The organism is Salinibacterium sp. 10G20-15 (assembly GCF_057365065.1).
Map to the genome: position 1 here is coordinate 1194842 of NZ_CP195118.1, position 19993 is coordinate 1214834.

23 protein-coding genes are annotated in these 19993 nt (G+C 62.5%); 17 read left to right on the forward strand and 6 right to left on the reverse strand.

Annotated features, from left to right (window positions below; translation table 11 throughout):
• Positions 1–29 precede the first annotated feature (29 nt).
• Positions 30–776, forward strand: a complete 747-nt coding sequence (locus tag ACR3YK_RS05770) for a TVP38/TMEM64 family protein (RefSeq protein ID WP_486176252.1) — start codon at positions 30–32, stop codon at positions 774–776.
• Positions 777–826: 50 nt separating this feature from the next.
• A complete protein-coding gene (locus tag ACR3YK_RS05775; RefSeq protein WP_486176253.1) occupies positions 827–1423 on the forward strand; it encodes a CDP-alcohol phosphatidyltransferase family protein in 597 nt (198 codons plus the stop codon).
• A gap of 59 nt (positions 1424–1482) precedes the next feature.
• On the opposite strand, the gene ACR3YK_RS05780 is transcribed toward ACR3YK_RS05775, so the two are convergent.
• Positions 1483–2922, reverse strand: a complete 1440-nt coding sequence (locus ACR3YK_RS05780) for a dihydrolipoyl dehydrogenase family protein (RefSeq protein ID WP_486176254.1) — start codon at positions 2920–2922, stop codon at positions 1483–1485.
• A gap of 114 nt (positions 2923–3036) precedes the next feature.
• On the opposite strand from ACR3YK_RS05780, the gene ACR3YK_RS05785 reads away from it, so the two are divergent.
• From ACR3YK_RS05785 to ACR3YK_RS05815, 7 genes are all read left to right on the forward strand, one after another.
• Positions 3037–3786 carry a flavodoxin family protein gene (locus ACR3YK_RS05785; protein ID WP_486176255.1) on the forward strand — a complete coding sequence of 250 codons (750 nt, stop codon included), beginning with the start codon at positions 3037–3039 and terminating at the stop codon, positions 3784–3786.
• A 109-nt stretch (positions 3787–3895) separates the two neighbouring features.
• Complete coding sequence (locus tag ACR3YK_RS05790) at positions 3896–4591, forward strand: Crp/Fnr family transcriptional regulator (RefSeq protein WP_486176256.1); 696 nt, start codon at positions 3896–3898, stop codon at positions 4589–4591.
• A gap of 83 nt (positions 4592–4674) precedes the next feature.
• Positions 4675–5307: a hypothetical protein gene (locus tag ACR3YK_RS05795; protein WP_486176257.1), complete on the forward strand. Its 633-nt coding sequence runs from the start codon at positions 4675–4677 to the stop codon at positions 5305–5307.
• 214 nt (positions 5308–5521) lie between these two features.
• On the forward strand, positions 5522–6625 hold the full coding sequence (locus ACR3YK_RS05800) for an ABC transporter substrate-binding protein (RefSeq protein ID WP_486176258.1): 1104 nt from the start codon (positions 5522–5524) through the stop codon (positions 6623–6625).
• Between the two features lie 73 nt (positions 6626–6698).
• A complete protein-coding gene (locus ACR3YK_RS05805) occupies positions 6699–7499 on the forward strand; it encodes an ABC transporter ATP-binding protein (protein ID WP_486176259.1) in 801 nt (266 codons plus the stop codon).
• A gap of 22 nt (positions 7500–7521) precedes the next feature.
• Positions 7522–8379, forward strand: coding sequence for an ABC transporter permease (locus ACR3YK_RS05810; protein WP_486176260.1), 858 nt, complete (start codon positions 7522–7524; stop codon positions 8377–8379).
• An 84-nt stretch (positions 8380–8463) separates the two neighbouring features.
• Positions 8464–9843 carry an NtaA/DmoA family FMN-dependent monooxygenase gene (locus ACR3YK_RS05815; protein ID WP_486176261.1) on the forward strand — a complete coding sequence of 460 codons (1380 nt, stop codon included), beginning with the start codon at positions 8464–8466 and terminating at the stop codon, positions 9841–9843.
• Here the strand turns inward: ACR3YK_RS05815 and ACR3YK_RS05820 are convergent.
• Positions 9840–10439 carry a PadR family transcriptional regulator gene (locus ACR3YK_RS05820; protein ID WP_486176262.1) on the reverse strand — a complete coding sequence of 200 codons (600 nt, stop codon included), beginning with the start codon at positions 10437–10439 and terminating at the stop codon, positions 9840–9842. The genes ACR3YK_RS05815 and ACR3YK_RS05820 overlap by 4 nt on opposite strands.
• A 141-nt stretch (positions 10440–10580) precedes the next feature.
• On the opposite strand from ACR3YK_RS05820, the gene ACR3YK_RS05825 reads away from it, so the two are divergent.
• From ACR3YK_RS05825 to dcd, 3 genes are all read left to right on the forward strand, one after another.
• Complete coding sequence (locus ACR3YK_RS05825) at positions 10581–11075, forward strand: flavin reductase family protein (RefSeq protein ID WP_486176263.1); 495 nt, start codon at positions 10581–10583, stop codon at positions 11073–11075.
• A gap of 28 nt (positions 11076–11103) precedes the next feature.
• Positions 11104–11511, forward strand: coding sequence for a riboflavin kinase (locus ACR3YK_RS05830; protein WP_486176264.1), 408 nt, complete (start codon positions 11104–11106; stop codon positions 11509–11511).
• Between the two features lie 66 nt (positions 11512–11577).
• Positions 11578–12183 carry a dCTP deaminase gene (dcd, locus tag ACR3YK_RS05835; RefSeq protein ID WP_100387910.1) on the forward strand — a complete coding sequence of 202 codons (606 nt, stop codon included), beginning with the start codon at positions 11578–11580 and terminating at the stop codon, positions 12181–12183.
• A 47-nt stretch (positions 12184–12230) separates the two neighbouring features.
• Here the strand turns inward: dcd and idi are convergent, their stop codons facing one another.
• Complete coding sequence (gene idi, locus ACR3YK_RS05840) at positions 12231–12758, reverse strand: isopentenyl-diphosphate Delta-isomerase (protein ID WP_486176265.1); 528 nt, start codon at positions 12756–12758, stop codon at positions 12231–12233.
• A 106-nt stretch (positions 12759–12864) separates the two neighbouring features.
• Between idi and ACR3YK_RS05845 the strand changes: the two genes are divergently transcribed.
• From ACR3YK_RS05845 to ACR3YK_RS05865, 5 genes are read left to right on the forward strand one after another with little or no spacing between them, the layout of a single operon-like run.
• Positions 12865–13731, forward strand: a complete 867-nt coding sequence (locus ACR3YK_RS05845; protein ID WP_486176266.1) for a phytoene/squalene synthase family protein — start codon at positions 12865–12867, stop codon at positions 13729–13731.
• Positions 13728–15311, forward strand: coding sequence for a phytoene desaturase family protein (crtI, locus tag ACR3YK_RS05850; RefSeq protein ID WP_486176267.1), 1584 nt, complete (start codon positions 13728–13730; stop codon positions 15309–15311). The genes ACR3YK_RS05845 and crtI overlap by 4 nt, the downstream gene beginning before the upstream one ends.
• Positions 15308–15640, forward strand: coding sequence for a lycopene cyclase domain-containing protein (locus ACR3YK_RS05855; protein WP_486176268.1), 333 nt, complete (start codon positions 15308–15310; stop codon positions 15638–15640). Before crtI ends, ACR3YK_RS05855 begins: the two co-directional genes overlap by 4 nt.
• A complete protein-coding gene (locus tag ACR3YK_RS05860; protein ID WP_486176269.1) occupies positions 15637–15993 on the forward strand; it encodes a lycopene cyclase domain-containing protein in 357 nt (118 codons plus the stop codon). The genes ACR3YK_RS05855 and ACR3YK_RS05860 overlap by 4 nt, the downstream gene beginning before the upstream one ends.
• The gene (locus ACR3YK_RS05865) at positions 15986–16843 is read left to right on the forward strand and encodes a prenyltransferase (protein WP_486176270.1); all 858 of its coding nucleotides are present in this window, start codon (positions 15986–15988) and stop codon (positions 16841–16843) included. Before ACR3YK_RS05860 ends, ACR3YK_RS05865 begins: the two co-directional genes overlap by 8 nt.
• A 21-nt stretch (positions 16844–16864) precedes the next feature.
• On the opposite strand, the gene ACR3YK_RS05870 is transcribed toward ACR3YK_RS05865, so the two are convergent.
• The 3 genes from ACR3YK_RS05870 to ACR3YK_RS05880 all read right to left on the reverse strand — a co-directional run bounded on the left by ACR3YK_RS05870 (position 16865) and on the right by ACR3YK_RS05880 (position 19707).
• The gene (locus ACR3YK_RS05870) at positions 16865–17335 is read right to left on the reverse strand and encodes a MarR family winged helix-turn-helix transcriptional regulator (RefSeq protein ID WP_486176271.1); all 471 of its coding nucleotides are present in this window, start codon (positions 17333–17335) and stop codon (positions 16865–16867) included.
• A gap of 21 nt (positions 17336–17356) precedes the next feature.
• On the reverse strand, positions 17357–18157 hold the full coding sequence (locus ACR3YK_RS05875) for an isocitrate lyase/PEP mutase family protein (RefSeq protein ID WP_486176272.1): 801 nt from the start codon (positions 18155–18157) through the stop codon (positions 17357–17359).
• Positions 18158–18249: 92 nt separating this feature from the next.
• Positions 18250–19707 (reverse strand): MFS transporter, encoded by a 1458-nt coding sequence (locus tag ACR3YK_RS05880; RefSeq protein WP_486176273.1) that lies wholly within the window; start codon positions 19705–19707, stop codon positions 18250–18252.
• Between the last annotated feature and the right edge of the window lie 286 nt (positions 19708–19993).

The window sequence follows — 19993 nt, forward strand, 5'->3', positions numbered from 1 at the left end:
AGTCGGAACCCCCGCCCTACGATTGAGCCATGACTAAGAAACGTTCCGCTGCTCTGTGGAAAGCTGGCGCGTTCGTCGTCTTTCTTATCGCCATCGTCATCGTGGCGGTGACAATCGAAATTCCCTCAGTGGATGCGATTCAAGAGTGGGCAGAAAGCACCGGGCTAACCGGCGCTGCGATCTTCATCCTCGCCTACGCGATCCTCACTCTTACGCCCGCCCCGAAAGCGGTCATCAGCATTGCTGCGGGGCTCGCGTGGGGGCTGTGGGTTGGCACTCTTCTGGTGCTGGCCGGAGCTGTTGCGGGAGCGGCGGCATCGTTCTGGATCGGGCGGATGCTCGGCCGCGATGCTGTGGAGCAGTACACCGGTGGTCGTGTACGTGCCGTCGACGACATGCTGAAAAAGCGCGGGCTGCTCTCGATGATTGTGCTGCGCCTCATTCCGCTCGTTCCCTTCACCGTGATCAACTACGCTGCAGGTCTTACGGCGGTGCGTGTTCGCGATTACATGATCGGCACCACCATTGGCATCATTCCCGGCACGATGGCTTTCGTTGCCGTCGGTGCCTACGGGGCCGAGCTCAACGGAGGTTTCTATGTCGCTCTCGCCGCTCTCGCAGTCTTGACGATTGGCGGTGGGATTGTCGCCGGTCGTATTCGAAAGAAGGATGCCGCCGCAGCAGCGGCCGCAGGCACAGACTCGGCTCTCGCAACTCCCGAAACAGCAGAGATCGCTGATCCCGCCACCGACCCTGCCGCGGTGGAGAACGACTAACCGTGCTGGATGTCCAGCTGCGTCGAGCAGTCAGCAAGCCTCTGAACACCATGGCTTCCGCTATTGACGTGCCCTGGATCACGCCCGACCGCCTCACTGTGGCCGGACTCGTTCTCGGCTTGAGCAGTGCGGCGCTCGCCGCCACTCAATTGTGGGCGCTAGCGGTGGTCGCGTGGCTGGGGTCGCGAGTGCTCGACGGGCTCGACGGAACGCTGGCTCGGCGCCGGCTCGCGGCGGCATCCGCGCCTCGTTCGCCTACCGCAAGCGAAGCGGGCGGCTTTCTCGACATCGTCGCCGACTTTGTGGCGTACGGCGCGACCGTTCTGGGCGTTGCGGTGGGTGCGACGACCGCGTTCGGTGCGCCGTGGTGGCCGTTCCTGGTCGTCTTGTTTGCCTATTACATCAACGGAGCCGCGTTCTTGGCGTTCTCGTCGATCGCTGAGCGCACGGGCCGCACACTCTCTGACGACGACAACCGCTCGCTGTTCTTTCTCGGTCGCATCGCCGAAGGCGGTGAGACAGTGTTCGTTCACACCCTGTGGCTTGTGTTGCCGTTCATCGCCTGGCAGATCGCGATCGTCTGGAGCATTGTCGTTCTTGTCAGTGCTGCCCAGCGCATGATCGTCGGCTATCGCCTGCTGCGCTAGCTGCTTCGTCGCAGCACGCAGCACGCAGCACGCGCGCCACGACCGCACGCCTCACCACGCTAGGCGCGGGGCTTGCCCACCATCGCCCGACGCACGCGAACCAACAACTGGATGCCCGCCTTCACAATGCCGCTCTTCAAGCGGTACTGCACGTCGGCGATGGCGGCGTTCCACAGCGCATCGCTGAACGTCGGATAGGCGTGGGTGGCGCTAGCCAGCGCGCTCGTCGACAGCTTGGCGCTCACGGCGACAGTAAGTTCGCCAAGGCTCTCGCCAGCACGGGGCCCGACGATGGTTCCCCCGAGAACGCGGCCGCGTGAGCTCACGACGATTTGCGCGAATCCATCCTTTTCCCCCTCGGCGATGGCGCGGTCGGTGGAGCCATGCTCGCCCGTGAAGACGCGGTGCTTGCCGTCGACGGCATCCGCAGCGGTGAGGCCGACGGCGGCGATTTCGGGGGAGGTGAAAGTCACGCGGGGCACGACCGCTTCGTTGAACGTGCGACGCAATCCGAGGATGGCGTTGGTGCCGGCGATGCCGCCGCTCACACCAGCAATGTGGCTGAACTTCGGCAACCCAGCCACGTCTCCCGCCGACCAAATGTGCTTATTGGCGGTGCGCAGTGAGGCATCCACGTCAACGTAGCCCTGGTCGGTGACGGCAACGCCGGCGGCTTCGGGGGCAAGGGTGTCGAGGTTAGGGGTGCGGCCGATAGCGGCGAGCAGTCGATCAAAGGGCACGTGGGTGCCGTCGTCAAGAATGAGTTCGCCACTGAGACCGTCGCTCGAAACCACTTCAACGGCGCTGCGTCCGTTCAGCACGGTGATGCCCTCGTGGTCGAAAGCCGTTTGAAGCACGGCGCTGGCGCGCTCTTCTTCTCCGGGAAGGATGCGGTTGCTGCGGTTCACGATCGTCACGTCAGAACCGAGTCGCGCCATTGCCTGGCCGAGTTCACTGCCAATGGCGCCGCCGCCGAGCACGACGAGGCGCTGGGGGAGTACATCGAGCTCCCACATACTGTCGCTCGTGAGCATCTGGACGCTGTCGGTGCCCGTAAAGGTGGGAACGCGCGGCACGGTGCCGGTAGCGATGACCGCCTGCACGAAGGTGTGGCGGGTGCCGTCGATTTCGAGAGAGTGGCGGCCCGTGAAACGCGCCTCGCCGTGAGCGACCTCGATGCCAAACTCGGCGAAGGCTTCCACCGAATCGTGCGGTTCAATCGTCGCCACGGCGCTCCGCACGTGGCCCATTGCCTTCGCGAAGTCGACCGTCACGTTCTCAGCGGCGACGCCGAAGCGTTCCGACGTGCGTGCAACGTTGGCGGCATGAGCGGCGGCGATCAGTGATTTGGAGGGAACGCAGCCGGTCCACAAGCAGTCCCCACCGAGGCGGTGTCGTTCAACGAGCAGCACGCGCGCCCCAAAGCGAGCGGCGGTCTTGCTGGCCACGATTCCGGCGCTGCCGGAGCCGATGACGATGAGATCCCACTGAGCGGGCATGCGTAATCCTTTCGAGAAGGGCGTCTGCCCTCAGTCATGTTTAGCAGCGCACTGTTCAGCGAACCGTACGCTAGATCACAGTTCGCAGGGAGGGCTCGCCCGTAGCATCGGGTCATGGCTACCGAAACTACTGAGAATTCTGTTCCCGCCGGCGCTCCCCGCTACGACGGGCTCAAGGCTGTCTTCATCAACTGCACGCTCAAGAAGAGCCCCGAGCTGAGCCATACGCAGGGGCTCATGGATTCGAGTATCGACCTCATGCGTAGTGCCGGAGTTCATGTCGACAGCCTGCGTTTCGTCGACCACGACATTGCGATCGGCGTCTACCCCGACATGCGCGAGCACGGCTGGGAGAAGGACGCCTGGATCGACGAAGTCTGGCCCCTCATTGAAGCGGCCGACATCCTCGTCATTGGTGGACCGATCTGGCTCGGCGACAACTCGTCCGTGACGCGGATGCTCATCGAGCGTCTCTACGCGATGAGTGGTGAGTTCAACGACAAGGGCCAGTACGTCTTCTACGGCAAGGTCGGCGGCGCGCTCTTCACCGGTAACGAAGATGGCGTCAAGCACTCCGCCATGTCCGTTCTCTACAGCCTGCAGCACATTGGCTACGTTATCCCTCCCGCAGCGGATGCCGGCTGGCTTGGCGAGATCGGCCCCGGCCCCAGCTACCTCGACGAGGGCTCGGGGGGCCCAGAGAACGACTTTACGAACCGCAACACCACCTTCATGTCGTGGAACCTCATGCATCTGGCCTCGATCCTCAAGAACTCCGGCGGCATCCCCGCCTACGGCAACTCGCGAAAAGAGTGGAACGATGGCGAACGCTTCGGCTTCGACGCCAATCCCGAGTACCGCTAATAACCAGCCTGACCGTGTAATTATGGTTTCCTGTGGCGCGCAGGTTGCGTCTGCACCGCTGGCGAGCGACCGCCCGTGGTCGCCGCAGCGAAGGGATCAGGAACCGCTCATGCCAATCGACAACGGTTCCTTCAGTTGCCTGAGCGAGGTAGATCTTTTCGCGGATCTCTCTGCTGACGAGCTCGACGCGATGGATCGGCTCGCCCCGTCGCGTTCCTACGCGGCGGGCGAGCTGGTATTCAGCCAAAGCCAACCCGTCACCGCGCTCTTCATTCTTAAGAAGGGCCGCATCCGCATCTTTCGCGTCACCGAAGACGGTAAAGCCCTCACGATGGCGATCCTCGAACCCGGTGCAGTCTTTGGCGAGATGATGATGGTCGGCCAGCGCATGTACGACAACTACGCCGAAGCGATCGACGACGTCGAGATCTGTCTCATGAACACAGCGGATGTCGAGCGCTACCTCATCGCCGACCCACGCATCGCAATCCGCATCTCGCGCCATCTGGGGGAGCAGGTTGTGCGGCTCGAAGAGCGGCTCACCGATCTCGCTTTGCGTCCGCTGCAGTCGCGAGTGTGCAGCACGCTGCTTCGGTTGGCGGAGTCTGCCCGCACTCCGCGATTCACGCATCCGACCATCCGTCTCAGCCATGACCAACTCGCGGGCCTGCTCGGCGCAACTCGCGAATCGACCAGCAAAACAATGTCTGAACTGGCCAGCCGCGGCATCATTCGGCAGGGCCGGGCTCGCGTTGTCATTGTCGATGCGGATGCTCTGGGCCAGCTAGCTCGTCAGTCGAGCTAGCGGCGCTCGCGGGCACTCCGCGCGGGCAATGAAGTAACTATTACTCTCTTCCTCTCGGCAGGTTGCGGGGTTACTCTTCAGCTATGAACAGTGGGTGGGACAGAAAGATGATGGCGGCTGCGGCATCCTCGGTGTTTGTGGGTGGGATGCTTGCCGGATGCGTTTCTGCGGAGCCAGAAAGCGCAACGACAGCGAGCGCTCCACCAGCCACGGCGTCGCCGAGTTCTAGTCCGATTCCGACCCCGGACCCGCTGATCCTCCCGGGCTGTGACACGCTGCTGCCGCTGAACGACGCGAAGAATCTGTTCTCTCCCTCGACCGTTGTTTTGGGGGCTGACGACGCGATTCCGGTTCGCGGTGACGAGCTGCCCGAGATCGACACCGCGGCGGGCAATGCCTCCATTGCTAAGAACTGTATTTGGGGTGTTCCGAATTCGGATGGCGGCTTTGGTGTTGCGGTAGCCGATATTTCCGACGCGGATGCCACCGCACTGCGCGAGGCACTTCTCAGTACGGGATTCACTGGTGCGAGCTCGGGGATGGTGTCCACGCTGGAGAAAGAGTTCGAGACTTCGGTGGGGTGGACCGCGCAGACTCACTATCTCGTGAACGACCTGTGGATCTATGTTTCGGGGACGAGCACGCAACTCACGGGAGATGTCGCCGATGCGGTTCTCGACGAGGTGCGAGCGGCGAACCCTACGCGCACCTACTGACCGGCGCCTACCTCCGCTAACGTCATAAGAAACCGTGTGTGCGCCCTCCGGCGCGCATTGCGTCTCACCAACGCGTCTTCTCGCCCGCGAGTGTTGCGCGTGGGGAAGGCGGCTGCAGTGATGGAAAATCAAGTTTGCACAGTCAATCTTGATCATGTACGTTTTGTCTAGCCATCCAATGACGGATACGGCCTAGGAAGGAACCTGGATCAAAGTGAAGACACCTCTTGACTCCAAGAAATTGCGAGGCCTCGGCATCGCAGGACTCTTGGCCACAGCACTCACGCTCTCCGCCTGCACAGCACCCGAAGAACCTTCGATTCCCGACGCTGACGACCTCCTGATCTCCCAAGAGGCGTGTGACCGCAACGCCGCGGCAGGCACCATCACCTACATCTCCGGCTACGGCTACTCGGCCAGCGCCGGTCAGGTCGACGTATTCCTTGCTGACGAACTCGGCTACTTCAAGGACCTGTGCCTTGACGTGGAGATCAACGCCTCGGGAGCGAACGGGCAGCAGCTCGTTTCCTCAGGTCAGGCCGAATTCACCGCCCTCGGTTCGGCATCCGACGTCATGCTCGCCGCCGCCAATAGCCAAAACCTCACGGCAGTAGCGACTTACGGCAACACCCCGCCGTTCTCGATCTTCGCCAACGAGAAAATCAAGAGCCTCAAGGACCTCGAAGGTGGTTCGCTCGGTTACTTCATCAACCTCACGCCCATCGCCTCGGCGATGCTGGATGCCGCTGACGTCGATGTCAGCAAGGTCGAACTGATCAAGATGACCAACTACGACCCCACCGTCGTCACCCGCGGCCAGGTCGATGCCATCGTCGGCTACGCCTCGAACCAGCCCGAGAACCTGCGGGCACAGGGGCTTCCGTTCAGTGAATTCTTCCCCTCCGACGTTGGTGTTGAAGGCACCTACAACGTCATGGAGGTCAACTCTCAGTTCCTCGCCGAAAACCGCGAAGTCGCCGCTGACTTCATGCGCGCTTCACTGCACGCTCTGCAGTTCTGCCTTGACAGCTCTGATGAGTGCCTCGACATGATCGCGCAGCTGGCCGAAGACAACGGCCAAGGATCTGCCTTCCCGCGCGAACAGCTCGAACGCACGTGGAATGTGGAATCGCAGTGGGTCAAGAACAGCAACAGTGGGCTCCCCGGAGCCCAGACTGCCGCTGACTGGGAGGCCGAGTACGAACTCGTCAAGCAGTACGGCAACGTCGACAGCCTTCCTGCTATTACCGACATGATGGATGAAACCCTCGTCTCTGATCTCTATACAGACGGCGAACTGATCTGGCCGGGAAACTAACCCGACCACCCCGCTCGGATGCCGCACCACCCCACCCGGTGCGGCATCCGGCATCACAACTCAGGGAGTAACTGTGGAAACCGCACAGCCACACGCCGGCGTTCATATTGAGGACGTCTCTAAGAGCTTCGGCCCCGAGGGGGCGCGTTCGCTCGTGCTCAACCACGTGAGCCTCTCCATCAAGATGGGCGAGTTTGTCTCCGTTATCGGCCCGAGTGGCTGCGGAAAGTCGACGCTGCTCAAGACCGTTGCCGGCCTCATCGAAGCAGACAGCGGCACCGTCAAGGTCGACGGGATGACGGTGAAAGCCGCCACGAAGAACAAGATGATCGGTCTTGTTCCTCAGTCGCCCGCACTGCTCCCGTGGCGCACGGTGCTCGACAATGTGCGCCTACCGATGACGGTGAACCCCCAAGCGAATGCAAACCGCAACCTGCGTGATCCGCGCGAGATTCTGGAATCGTTCGGTCTGGGCGCCGCGCTCGATAAGTACCCGGGGCAGCTCTCTGGCGGTATGCAGCAGCGCGTCGCCATTGCTCGCGCTTTCGTGTTCGACCCGAGCGTGCTCCTCATGGACGAGCCCTTCTCTGCTCTCGATGAGATGAACCGCGATGCTCAGCGACTCGGCCTTCTCGATTTTTGGCAGTCCAACCGCAAGGCCGTCATGTTTGTGACGCACTCGGTGCCGGAGGCCATCATGCTTTCCGACCGCATTGTGGTGATGGGGGCCCACCCCGGCCACATTGCGGAGATCATCGATGTTCCCTTGCCGCGCCCGCGCACGGTCGACGTCTACGCGACCGATGAGTTCCGCGACCTTGAAGGTCACGTTCGCGAAACGCTGCGCGAAGTGATGGGACAAAAGAGTGCCTAGGTCACGCAAGAACGAGGACACCATGTCAACAACTGAAACCTCCGCCCTCGCCGTTCAGGCAGCGACAAGTGCCACGGGCCGTCGATTCTCGCCGCTGGCTTCCGCCAAGTTCAAGCAGAATCTGCGCTGGACTAACTGGGCCCCGGCGGTAATCACCTTCGTCATTGCGGCCGCGCTCTGGCAGATCACCGCGATAGCGAATCCCTACGTGATTCCGACAATCGACCAGGTCTGGATGAGCCTCATCACGGATGCCGACACGTACTGGGCGAACATGCTCGTGACGAGTCTTGAGGTTGCCGTGGGCGCGAGTTCGGGCATCCTCGCTGGCTTCATTCTGGCGATCATCATGGCCGAGTTCCAGATCATGGAGCGCGCCATCATGCCGCTGGTGGTCGTCGTGATGGTGACTCCGATTGTCGCAATCGCTCCCGCGCTCGTCGTAGCTTTCGGCTTCGGCATGACCCCCAAGTTCATCGTGACCGCACTTGTCGTGTTCTTCCCCATGCTCGTCAACTCGCTTGCCGGGCTGCGAGATGTGGATGACCGTGCTCTCGACGTGATGAAGACACTGCATGCCAGCCGCTGGGAGATCTTCCGTGACCTGCGCTTCACCGGTTCGATGCCGTATGTCTTCGCGGGGCTGCGCATTGCGCTTCCCCTCGCGATTGTCGGCGCGGCCGTTGCCGAGTTTGTCGCCGCAGGTCAACAGGCCGGCCTTGGATCACTCGTCACGATCGCCGCTGCACAAGCCAACCTGCCGGTGACGTGGGCGAGCATTGCGCTGCTCTGCGTCATGGGAGTCATCCTTATTTCTCTTCTCGCTCTCGTTCGCAAGCGAGTGCTCTGGTGGAGTGACGGGGCCGCCGCGAACCGCTAAATCGAGCGCCTCGGCACCTTTTCCCGCCACCACTCTGCCCTCTTCCGCCCCCCACACTTTCTTCCCACCACGAAAGGTTTCACCATGAAGAAGCTCCGCTTCGGTCTATTCGAAAACCCCCAGGCCAACGACTCGGGAACGTCCACGTGGCGTCATCCCGACAACAAGCGCGACATGTTTGACCGCCTCGACTACTGGCGTGAGATCACTGCCGTCTGTGAAGAGGCCGGCTTTGATTTCATGTTCTTGGCGGATGCCTGGGGTTGGGCTGACGTCAACGGTGAGCGTCCCGAGATCTGCTCGGTCGAGGGCCTCGACCTGCCGCGCCTCGACCCCGCGATTCTGGCTGCTGCCCTCATCTCGACGACCACGAACCTCGGACTCGTGCTCACGGGATCCACTCTTCTTGAACAGCCCTACGCTTTCGCTCGCCGCATTGCGAGCCTCGACCACCTCTCCGGTGGGCGCATCGGGTGGAACGTCGTCACGACGGGTACCGCTGAGACCGCATCGCAGGCGTTCGGTGTTCCGATGGTGGCGCACGATGAGCGTTATGACATGGCGGATGACTTCATGGAGGTCGTCTACAAGTTGTGGGAGGGCGCCTGGGAGCGTGACGCGCTCGAGCGCGACAAGAACGGTCGCTTCGCTGACCCGGCCAAGGTGCACCGCATCGAGCACGATGGTCCGTACTTTAAGTCACACGGTTACGGAAACTCGTCGTACTCCCCGCAGGGCACCCCGGTGCTCTTCCAGGCCGGCACGTCACCGCGCGGTCGCGAGTTCGGCGGCAAGCACGGCGAGGCTGTCTTCCTCGGTGGCGGTTCAGTCGAGAAGGTGGCCGAGCAGGTCGCCTCGATTCGCGAAGAGGCTGTCAAGAACGGTCGCGCGGCCGACTCGGTCAAAATCATGTCGGCCTTCACGTGCGTGATTGGCGACACCGCCGACGAGGCCAAGGCCAAGCTGCAAGCGGTGTTGGATGCCGAGAGCCCCGACGTTGCTGTCGCCTCCTACGCGTGGTTCACGGGCCTCGACCTCTCCTCCTTCGACCCGGCAACGCCGATGAAGGAACTGCACACCGAGCTTTCGCAGACCCAAATCACGCGCTTCGGCGACCAGACGGTCGGCGACGTTCTGGCGCAGTGGCACGGTAATGGGGTGCGCAGCAAGCCCTTCGTGGGCACTGCTGAGCAGATCGCCGAGGAGATGATCGCTCTCGCTGAGGGTGCCGACCTCGACGGCTTCTTGCTGACGCCCATGATTCAGCCCAGCTCGACGGTGGAGTTCATCGAGAAGGTGCTGCCGATTCTGCGCGAACGCGGAGTTACTGGTGAAGGCTATGACGCTCCGACCTTGCGCGAGCGTTTGCTCGGAACCGACGACTCGATTCTGCGCGACGACCACCCTGGAGCGGCGTACCGCGCTACCGCGGGAAACTCAGCGGCGGCCGGGTCGGCGCACTAGTCGGCAGTGGCTCGAGCGGGGCGGTCGCCATCTTCACCGGCAAAGATGTAGTCGCCGGCACTGATGCGCTCGCTTACCTCTCGGGCCCACTGCTGTTCTCCGCGCAAGCGCGAAGTGGCCAGTTCGAAAATCTCGCGCACGTAGGCTGGCGTCGAAACCGAGGCTGCAACATCGCCGATGTGGTACGTGTTGCTGGCGATGCGAGCGTCGATCTCGGTGATGCGGTGGGCGAGCCCGGCGAGCACTTCCTCGCGCTGCAGGGCGTACATGAACGAGGTGAGAACCATGACGGGTTTGGTGTCGAAAACCTCGACTGTCCAAAGCGTGTCGCGCAGCATCCGGAGCAGTTCAACTTCGCCGGCTTCGGTCATGCGGTAGGTCGTGCGCTCGGGGCGGTTGCCGGCCGATTCGGTGCCGTTTTCGGCGAGGTAGCCGTCGTTCTTGAGCGAGCGCAGCGCGTTGTAGATCGATCCGGGCTGGATGTTGGCCCATTCGTCGATGTGCCAGGTCATCAGTTCGCGGCGCAAGAAGTAGCCGTGAACTGGTTGGAACTGGTTCACAGCTCCCAGTACGACAAGGCGAGTTGTAGTCGACATGCCCCCAATCGTAGGGCAAGCATCCCTGTTCTCGGGGGAAAAGTCGCTTGTTTACATGATCAAAAATGACTAACATATAGACCATTGTTCAAACTTGACTAGCAGTCGCTGGTTGAACATCCTCAGCAAAGGAGTCCGCTCATGTCGCTCAAAGCCACTGCGGAAGAAGTTTCCCCTCAAGTTGCTCTCCGTCGAGCCCTCTCCCTGTTTCCCACGGGAGTTGTCGCGCTGGCCGCCGTCGTCGACGGCAAGCCCACCGGTATCGCCGTGAACTCCTTTATCTCGGTTTCCCTTGAGCCTCCACTCGTGGCCGTGTGCCCGGCGCGCACCTCGACCACGTGGCCGGTCCTCGCCCGGGCGGCACGCATTGGCCTGAGTGTGCTTGGTGCCGATCAGGAACAAACGGCACGCAGCCTCGCTTCGCGCGCCGGCGATCGCTTCGCCAACATTGACTGGCGCGCGACCGAGGGCGGGGCTATTCATATGGATGGCGCGGCGCTGTGGTTAGAGTGTGAGATTCGTCACAGCTTCGATGGTGGCGACCACGAGATCGTGACTCTTGAAGTCATCAACTCCGAGGCTTTTCCCGAGGTGACTCCGCTTGTCTTCCACCTCAGCCAGTTTCGCGGACTCTAGGCGCGCTCCCGCAGCTAGGGTTAGCCTCATGGGGCATCCACCGACGCTGAGTTTTCGCGGCACTGTTGTTCACGGTGACAAGCGTGGCCGCGAACTGGGCTTTCCCACTGCAAACATCTCGATCGCTGACCACGCGGCGCTTCCCGTCGATGGCGTGTACGCCTGTTGGGTCACGTTCCCGCCGGCGACCGAGCACCACGGTGCCACGATCAGCATTGGCGACAATCCCACCTTCGACGACGTCACCGATCGCCGCGTCGAAGCGTTCATTCACGATTTCGATGGCGACCTGTATGACGCCGAGGTCGAGTTCACGGTGCACGCCTGGCTGCGCGGAATGTTCCGTTACGAGAGCCTCGACGAACTGATCGAGAAGACGGCGGCGGATGTCGCGGCCTCCCGCATCGCTCTTGCTCTTCCACCACAACTGCCGTAACCATCGCGACTCCTCAGATTTGCTCATCTGAGCACCTTGCGGCCGCGATTTCGTTAGTCTTAGGCCATGCTTCTCAGTGATCGCGACATCCGGGCCGAACTCGACTCTGGCCGCATCGGCCTCGACCCGCTTGATCTCGACATGGTGCAGCCGTCGAGCGTCGACGTGCGGCTTGATCGCTTTTTCCGTCTCTTCGATAACCACAAGTACCCCTTCATCGATCCGTCGGTCGATCAACCTGACCTCACTCACCTCATGGAAGTGGATGCCGACCAGCCGTTCATTCTTCACCCCGGTGAATTCGTGCTTGGCTCCACCTTCGAACTCGTCACGCTGCCCGACGACGTCGCGGCGCGGCTGGAGGGCAAGAGCTCTCTCGGGCGCCTCGGCCTACTCACGCACTCGACGGCCGGCTTTGTTGACCCCGGCTTCTCGGGCCACGTCACCCTCGAACTCAGCAACGTCGCAACGCTGCCGATCAAGCTTTGGCCCGGCATGAAGATCGGCCAGCTCTGCTTCATCAAGACAAGCTCGCCGGTGGAGTCACCCTACGGCTCGGGCCAATACGGCTCGCGCTACCAAGGCCAGCGTGGGCCCACGGCCAGCCGCAGTTTTCAGAACTTCCACCGCACCGACGTACGGGCCAATGACGCGGGTTCGCTCGGCGGCTAGCTCGCGACTACTTGCCTTGCGAGCTCGGCGAGGGTCACGCGACGCGCCTAGCGCTGGGCTTCTAGCTGCTCCAACTGCCAGCCGAGCCACGGGCTGAAGGCGAACGGCGTACCGGCCACGGCGGCGTGCAGCGATGGGGGATCAACCCACTCGAATCCGTCAACTTCGTCGGGGTTCGGGGCTACGGCATCCGTCGTCACCGCACGGTAGACGGGGCAGATCTCGTTCTCGACGATGCCGGAGGAATCGACGGCGCGGTAGCGAAAGTCGGGCAGCACGAGCTGAACATCGCTGACGGTGATTCCGAGTTCATACTGAGCGCGACGGATGATGGCCGCCGCCAGATCTTCGCCGGGAGCAGGATGCCCGCAGAACGAGTTCGTCCAGACGCCCGGCCAGGTGAGCTTGGAGAGGGCACGACGCGTGACGAGAACCTTGCCGTCGGCGTTGTATACATGACACGAGAAGGCGAGATGAAGGGCAGTATCGGTCGTGTGCACGAGGGCTTTGTCGGCCACGCCGATGTGCTCACCGACGTCGGAGAGAAGAACGACCTGCTCAGGGATTTCACTCATGTTCGCGATAGTCTGCCTAGGTGGAACGAAACGAAATGCCGCACCTCATGTGTCGGCCTGCACTCAGCCTAACTAATGTGACTGAGCACGTTGAGAGCGGCCGCGCGTGAGCTCACGCCTCACGCTCTACGACCGTGTCGCTGAAGACGCGGCCAGCATCGTCATCCGAAGCTATTCCACGTCTTTTTCTGCTGCTTCTCGCCTGCTCGGTGTAGATGTGCGGCACCACGTTGAGAACATTTACGCCCTCGTTCGCGTGGCCGATGAGATTGTCGACGGCGGTGCCGAAGAAGCCGGTCTCGATCTGCTCGAAACATCGCGTCAACTGAACGAACTTGAACGCGAAACGGAACTCGCGATCGAGCAGGGCTTTAGCTCTAACCTCATCGTGCACGCCTTCGCACTCACCGCCCGCGAAGTGTCATTCGGGGCAGAACTCACCGCGCCCTTTTTCGAGTCGATGCGGATGGACCTCAGCGAGAAAGAGCACGACCAAGAAAGCTTCGACCGCTACGTTTATGGCTCCGCCGAAGTGGTCGGGCTCATGTGCCTGTGCGCTTTCTTGCACGGTCATGACGTCAGCGACGAGCAGCGGGCCAAGTTTGTTCACGGAGCACGCGCGCTCGGTGCGGCCTTTCAAAAGGTCAACTTCTTGCGCGACCTGGCCGACGACTTTGAAACTCTCGGACGCAGCTACTTTCCCGGTGTCGACGTCGCGTCGTTCACCGAAGCCGAGAAAATTCGGCTGCTCGATGACCTCGATGCCGATCTGCGGGATGCCGCCATCGGCGCGGAGTTGCCGGCGAGCAGCAAGAAGGCCGTTGCGCTCGCACACTCCCTCTTTGCCCAGCTCTCCAAGCGCATCCGGGCAACCCCGGCGAGCGAATTGGTGAAGACCCGGGTGCGCGTTCCGAATGTTGTTAAGGTGCGGTTGGCTGCGGCGGCCGCGATGGGAGTGACCCCTCGACCATGAGTGACGTTGTTGTAATTGGTGGCGGTATTGCTGGGCTAGCGAGTGCGGCATTGCTCGCGAAAGAGGGTCATTCGGTCACGCTGCTTGAGGGGCGCCCCGAGGTGGGCGGCCGGGCTGGTTCGTGGGAACACGAGGGTTTCCGTTTCGACACGGGCCCGTCGTGGTATTTGATGCCCGAGGTCTTTGACCACTTTTACAAACTCATGGGTACGAGCGCCGCCGAGCAGCTCTCGCTCGTCACTCTTGACCCCGGTTACCGGGTGTACTTTGAGGGCGAGAAAGAGCCCCTCGACATCTCGACAGAGCTCGAAGAGAACCTGGCGCTGTTCGAAAGCATCGAGCGCGGTTCGGGTGCTCGCATGCGTAAGTACCTGGCCTCGGCCGAAGACACGTACGAGCTCGCCAAGAAGTACTTTCTGTACACGAGCTTTGCCGACCTGCGCACGAGTGCAACGAAGGAGGTGCTCGCGAAAGCGGCACGCTTCATCCGGTTGCTTGTTGAGCCGCTCTCCAAGCTCGTGGCCCGCACGGTGAAAGACGATCGCCTGCGCAAGGTGCTCGGTTACCCGGCTGTGTTCCTCGGATCATCGCCGTACCTCACGCCGAGCATGTACCACCTCATGAGCCACCTCGATCTATCGGATGGCGTGCTCTATCCCATGGGCGGCTTCACCCGGGTGATCGAAAGCATCGCCGACATTGCGCGCACGGCGGGCGTCGACATCCGCACCGACTCGAAAGTCACACGCATCGTGACGGTCGATGGTGTTGCCACCGGCGTCGAGTACACGGATGCCGCGGGCAAGTCCCACACGCTGCTGGCCGACACAGTTGTCTCGGCCGCCGATCTCCACCACACCGAAACCACCATGCTCGAGTCACACGAGCAGACGTACCCGGCCGGGTACTGGGCCAAGAAAACTCCTGGCCCCAGTGCACTGTTGTTGTACTTGGGCGTCAAGGGCGAACTGCCTGAGCTCGAGCACCACACGCTGCTGTTCATGAAGGACTGGCAAGAGGGCTTCGAGGCCATCTTCGGCCACGAGCCGAGCGTGCCCGAGCCGGCATCGCTCTACATTTGCAAGCCGAGTGGTGTTGACCCCACTGTGGCGCCCGAAGGCTACGAGAATGTTTTTGTGCTTGTGCCGATCCCGGCCGATCCCAGCATTGGTCACGGCGAGATCGATGGTGACGGTGACCCGCGAATCGAACAGCTCGCCGACAAGGTGATTGCTCAGATCAGTGACTGGACTGGCATCCCCGACCTCGCTGAGCGTGTGACCGTGCGTCGCACGATGGGCCCCGGCGACTTTGCCGACGACCTCAACGCGTGGCGCGGCACCGCCCTCGGGCCAGCTCACACGCTCAAGCAGAGTGCATTCTTCCGCGCCGGCAACGTGAGCAAGAAGGTCAAGGGTCTCTACTACGCGGGCGGTTCGACCATCCCCGGCATCGGCCTGCCGATGTGTCTGATTAGTGCTGAAGTTCTCGTGAAGCGCCTGCGCGGCGACACCTCGGCCGGCCCGCTCGCCGAGCCGCTCATGCCGGTGGTTGCACCAGAACCAAGGCCGTGGCCGTGATCGTTCTTTACCTACTCGCGCTTCTCATTTCGCTCACCGGCATGGTCGTTCTCGACCGCCGCTTCGGGTTGTTCTTCTGGCGAGACGCTCGTCGTGCCCGCATCGTATTACCGGTCGGGGTGCTGTTCTTTCTCGTCTGGGACCTGTTCGGGGTCGGCCTCGGAATCTTCTTCCGTGGCGAAACCGAGTTCATGACCGGGCTGGTGGTTGCCCCCGAAGTGCCGATCGAAGAAGTCTTCTTCCTCACCCTGCTCTGCTACCTCACGATGAACGTCTACGGGGCACTCACGCGCGAACGCGCGGCAGCTACCGAGGGGAGCGCAGCATGACGTACTGGCTGCTCAACGCCGTGTTCTTGGCTCTCGTCGCGGCGCTAGTGATTGCCGTTGTGGTGCGGCGGCGCTCGCCGCAGTGGCGCGCCATCGCGATCACGATGGGCATCCTGCTCGTGATGACGGCCGTCTTCGACAACGTGATGATCTCCGTCGGCCTCGTCGGCTACAGCGCGGATGCCATCAGCGGCGCCTTCATCGGAGTCGCTCCGCTCGAAGACTTCGCCTACGCGGTCGCGGCCGTCGTGGCGCTGCCGTGCCTGTGGACGTTGCTGGGGTCGCGCCAGCCGGCCGTCCGCGCCTCGGCCAGCCCCGACCTCCGCCCCGCTTCGGAGGATCGCCATGCTTAAGGATCTGTTTCTCTCGTCGCGCCCGCTGAGCTGGGTCAACACGGCGTTCCCTTTCGCCGCGGCGTACTACTTGACCACGGGCGCGATCGATCTTACGTTCGTGCTCGGCACCATCTTCTTCCTCGTGCCCTACAACCTGGCGATGTACGGCATCAACGACGTGTTCGACTACGAGTCCGACCTGCGCAACCCGCGCAAGGGCGGAGTTGAGGGCGCGCTTCTTGACCCGCGGATGCACCGGCCAACGCTCATCGCGGCCGCCGTCACGACCATCCCGTTCCTGATCTATCTCGTGATCGTCGGCAATCCACTCTCGTGGTTCGTGTTGCTGATCAGCATGTTTGCCGTCGTCGCCTACTCGGCGAAGGGCTTGCGCTTCAAGGAGCGCCCGTTCCTCGACTCGCTCACCTCGAGCACCCACTTTGTGTCCCCCGCGATCTATGCGCTCGCACTCACCGGGGCGGTGTTCACGCCGCAACTCTGGGCAGTACTCGCCGCTTTCTTCCTCTGGGGCATCGCCTCGCACGCCTTCGGCGCCGTGCAAGATGTGGTGGCCGATCGAGCCGCAGACATCTCGTCCATCGCGACCGTGATTGGAGCGCGAGCCACCACCCGCTTCGCTGTTATTGCGTATCTGGTCGGCGGCATCCTGCTGCTGTTCTCGGCGTGGCCGGGCCCGCTCGCCGCCATTCTCGTGCTGCCCTATGCGGCGATGTGCGCGCCATTCTGGAACATCACGGATGCCACAGCCGAGTCAGCAAACCGTGGCTGGAAGAACTTCCTGGCCCTCAATTTCGTCACCGGATTCTTCGTGACGATGCTGCTCATCTGGTGGGCGTTCATTCGCTAGGCGGCACCGTCGCCGGCAGCCCTATGGGCTCGGCGGCACGGCTCCATCGCGCTGGGCGCTCAGGTTCTTCGCCATCGTCTCCAGCACCGTGACCGTGGTCTGGTACTGCTCGTCCGTTACTCCCGCCGTCGCCTTGGTGCGTTCACCCGCGATCACTTCGGCGAGCCGTTCCACTACGCCGCGCCCGCGTTCGGTGAGTTCGTAGAGCGAGCCGTCGGTCGTGAGCCAGTCGCTTTCGACGAGTTCCTCCAGCGACTCTCGAGACGTCGTGTGCGGGTCGAGCGAGGGCGGGGCGGATGCGTTTTTCGGCATCAAGAAAGGCGCGATCTCGATATCGAGACGGTCGATACCGGCGGGCCCCTTCATGAGGACGACGAGCAGCTGCCATTGGCGGCGGGTGATGCCGTGTTCTTCGAGGGTGATGGCGAAGAGGTCATCGATGATCCGATCGACTACCTTGACCCAGTAACTGATGGGTTGTTGCGTGTCCATAAACCGACATTACTCCTGTTTTTAGTACACGAAGCCGAGTTCCTCGGGGTAGTCGCCCAGCGCCGTCAGCTGCGTTGCGGCCTGCTGCAGGTGGGCCAGAGCAAGGCCGAGAGTGCGAGGACCAAAGCTGACCCGAGCAACACCCAACTCGGCCAGACGCGTCAGCGGAATATAGCCAGCCCCACCGATTACTGAGATGGGCCCGTCAATCTGCTCGATCGCCTGAGCAACCATCTGCTCGTCTGCAAGCCCGAGTACAAAGATGCAGTCGGCGCCCGCTGCGAGGTAGGAGTTCGCGCGGGTGACCATGTCATCCCACTCGCCACCGCCGGCGAGAACGTCGACGCGCGCGTTGATCGCGATGGGCACACCCGTCGCCTGCGCGGCCGCCCGAGCTGCGCCGACCCGAGCGGTGGCATGGCTGAGGTCGAAGAGTGGAGCTTTGGCCGGGCCTGAGCTGTCTTCGATGTTCAGTCCGGATGCTCCTGCCGCGATCAATCGTTCGACATTGGCCTGCACGCCGGCGGCATCCACGGCGTAGCCCTTCTCGAAGTCGACGGAGACGGGGATCTCGACAGCGTTGCAGATGATGGATGCGGCGTCGAGGGCTTGCTCCACCGTGAGGCCTTCGCCGTCGGCCACGCCGTGCGCGAAGCTCACCGCGTGGCTCGCCGTGGCGAGGGCGCGCACTCCGGGCGCTTCGGCGACGATGCGGGCGGTGATGGCATCCCACACGTTGGAAACAATGAGCGGCGTTCCGGGCACGTGAAGAGAGCGCAACAGTTCGGCGCGAGCGGCGAGGGTGGTGGTGTTTTCGGTCATGAGCCCAGCATCCTCCGCGTGCGCACTGGGCGCCAGTGATTTTCAGACGCGACCAGCAAACTCTCGGAAAGGCGAGCGGTGGGCGACGTGAACTAGTCGATCACCGACTGCTTCGCCTTCACCGGCAGCATGAGCACGAGGCCCGCGAGCAGCACGATCACGATTCCGATGATGCCGAAGCGAGTGTCGCCCGTCATGGCCACGAAGAGTGTGAAGAGTCCTGGCGCCAAGAAGCTGACGGCGCGACCCGTGGTGGCGTAGAGGCCGAAGATCTCGCCTTCGCGGCCGGCCGGGGTGATGCGGGCCAAGAAGCTGCGACTTGCGGCCTGCACCGGTCCAACGAAAAGGGTCAAGAAGAGTCCGGCGATCCAGAATCCGGTTTTGGCGTCGCCCACGAAGAGCACGGCGAGGCCGGCGAGCACGAGACCGATGAGGGAGCCGATGATCACGTTCTTGGCTCCGAGCTTGTCGTCGAGCCATCCGCCAATAAAGGTTCCGATGCCGGCGACGAGGTTAGCGGCTACCGCGAAGTAGATGACCTCGCTGGGGCTGAAGCCAAAGACCTGCGCGGCGATGATCGCACCGAAAGTGAAGACGGCGGCGAGGCCATCGCGGAACACCGCGCTCGCGAGCAAGAACATGAGCACCTGCGGGCTCTTCTTGGCAAGAGTCTTGATGGTGCCGAAAAGTTTGGCGTAGCTGGCGAAGAAGCTCACGCGGTTCTCACGGGCGCCGGCGGGGATCTCGGGAACCGCAATCAGCACCGGAATCGCGAAGATGGCGAACCACGCTGCCGAAGCAAGAACGGCGTAGCGGATGTCGAGAGCGCCGCCTTCAGTGCCGGAGGGTGCGTTCAGCAGCCCGCTGCCGGTTTCGCTTCCAAAGTCTTGGATAAACAGCGCGAGCAGGATGATCAGCAGAACGATGCCGCCGATGTAGCCCATGCCCCAGCCGAAGCCCGAAACGCGGCCGACGGTCTTGGGCGTGGAGACCTGCACGAGCATCGCGTTGTAGTTGACGCTCGCGAACTCGAAGAAGATGTTGCCAGCGGCGAGGAGCGCGGCGCCGAGGTAGATGTAGGACGGCACCGGCACGACGAAGAACATGGCGCCCATGGCGACTACGACGAGCCCGGTGTTGATCGCGAGCCACAACTTGCGGCGACCGGAGCCGTCAGAGCGCTGACCCAAAATCGGCGCCAAGATGGCGACGAGAATGCCCGCAATCGTGAGTGCGCCGGAGATGACAGTCGTGTTGTTGGCTTTCGCAAGAACCAGTGCCGGGTTCTTCTCATCATCGCCCGCGGCGGCGACGATCTCGGGGTCAATAAAGAGCCCGCTCGCGAGGTACGTGCTGAAGACAAAAGTGGTGACGACGGCGTTGAAGGCGGCCGAGCCCCAGTCCCACAGTGCCCAGGCGCGAACGCGGCTCTTGGGGATGGTGGCATCTGCAATGAGCCCCTGACCCACGGTGCCGATTGCGCGCGTGTTTGAGACGCGCGGAACGGCGGGAATTCTGGGGGCGTCGTTGTCGCCAGTGTTGTCCGTCATGCGAACAGGCTAGCGGTGTGCGGTAAACAATGGGGGCTACTGGCGCCGCAATCTGCGGGTGAAAAAAGTTCTTTCGAATCCCACGACCGCGCTCGCGCACGCACAAAGCCCCCCATCCGCACGTTTCCGGGGCTGTCAGTGCTTGGGGGGACAAAATGGGGGACATAGACAGACCGTTTCACCCGCCTACTAGGGCTACAGGCGTTTGTAGGACCTGACGTACCGTGGTGCACGGTGTTACAAATCTGTCCTCCCTATCGAGGACTAGACGCGAACACCACAATCC

What these genes read in the sequence shown, in the direction of transcription:
- ACR3YK_RS05770 (WP_486176252.1), top strand. Translation starts at nt 30, where the DNA reads ATGACTAAGAAACGTTCCGCTGCTCTGTGGAAAGCTGGCGCGTTCGTC.
- ACR3YK_RS05775 (WP_486176253.1), top strand. Translation starts at nt 827, where the DNA reads ATGGCTTCCGCTATTGACGTGCCCTGGATCACGCCCGACCGCCTCACT.
- ACR3YK_RS05780 (WP_486176254.1), bottom strand. Translation starts at nt 2,922, where the DNA reads ATGCCCGCTCAGTGGGATCTCATCGTCATCGGCTCCGGCAGCGCCGGA.
- ACR3YK_RS05785 (WP_486176255.1), top strand. Translation starts at nt 3,037, where the DNA reads ATGGCTACCGAAACTACTGAGAATTCTGTTCCCGCCGGCGCTCCCCGC.
- ACR3YK_RS05790 (WP_486176256.1), top strand. Translation starts at nt 3,896, where the DNA reads ATGCCAATCGACAACGGTTCCTTCAGTTGCCTGAGCGAGGTAGATCTT.
- ACR3YK_RS05795 (WP_486176257.1), top strand. Translation starts at nt 4,675, where the DNA reads ATGAACAGTGGGTGGGACAGAAAGATGATGGCGGCTGCGGCATCCTCG.
- ACR3YK_RS05810 (WP_486176260.1), top strand. Translation starts at nt 7,522, where the DNA reads ATGTCAACAACTGAAACCTCCGCCCTCGCCGTTCAGGCAGCGACAAGT.
- ACR3YK_RS05815 (WP_486176261.1), top strand. Translation starts at nt 8,464, where the DNA reads ATGAAGAAGCTCCGCTTCGGTCTATTCGAAAACCCCCAGGCCAACGAC.
- ACR3YK_RS05820 (WP_486176262.1), bottom strand. Translation starts at nt 10,439, where the DNA reads ATGTCGACTACAACTCGCCTTGTCGTACTGGGAGCTGTGAACCAGTTC.
- ACR3YK_RS05825 (WP_486176263.1), top strand. Translation starts at nt 10,581, where the DNA reads ATGTCGCTCAAAGCCACTGCGGAAGAAGTTTCCCCTCAAGTTGCTCTC.
- ACR3YK_RS05830 (WP_486176264.1), top strand. Translation starts at nt 11,104, where the DNA reads ATGGGGCATCCACCGACGCTGAGTTTTCGCGGCACTGTTGTTCACGGT.
- dcd (WP_100387910.1), top strand. Translation starts at nt 11,578, where the DNA reads ATGCTTCTCAGTGATCGCGACATCCGGGCCGAACTCGACTCTGGCCGC.
- idi (WP_486176265.1), bottom strand. Translation starts at nt 12,758, where the DNA reads ATGAGTGAAATCCCTGAGCAGGTCGTTCTTCTCTCCGACGTCGGTGAG.
- crtI (WP_486176267.1), top strand. Translation starts at nt 13,728, where the DNA reads ATGAGTGACGTTGTTGTAATTGGTGGCGGTATTGCTGGGCTAGCGAGT.
- ACR3YK_RS05860 (WP_486176269.1), top strand. Translation starts at nt 15,637, where the DNA reads ATGACGTACTGGCTGCTCAACGCCGTGTTCTTGGCTCTCGTCGCGGCG.
- ACR3YK_RS05865 (WP_486176270.1), top strand. Translation starts at nt 15,986, where the DNA reads ATGCTTAAGGATCTGTTTCTCTCGTCGCGCCCGCTGAGCTGGGTCAAC.
- ACR3YK_RS05870 (WP_486176271.1), bottom strand. Translation starts at nt 17,335, where the DNA reads ATGGACACGCAACAACCCATCAGTTACTGGGTCAAGGTAGTCGATCGG.
- ACR3YK_RS05875 (WP_486176272.1), bottom strand. Translation starts at nt 18,157, where the DNA reads ATGACCGAAAACACCACCACCCTCGCCGCTCGCGCCGAACTGTTGCGC.
- ACR3YK_RS05880 (WP_486176273.1), bottom strand. Translation starts at nt 19,707, where the DNA reads ATGACGGACAACACTGGCGACAACGACGCCCCCAGAATTCCCGCCGTT.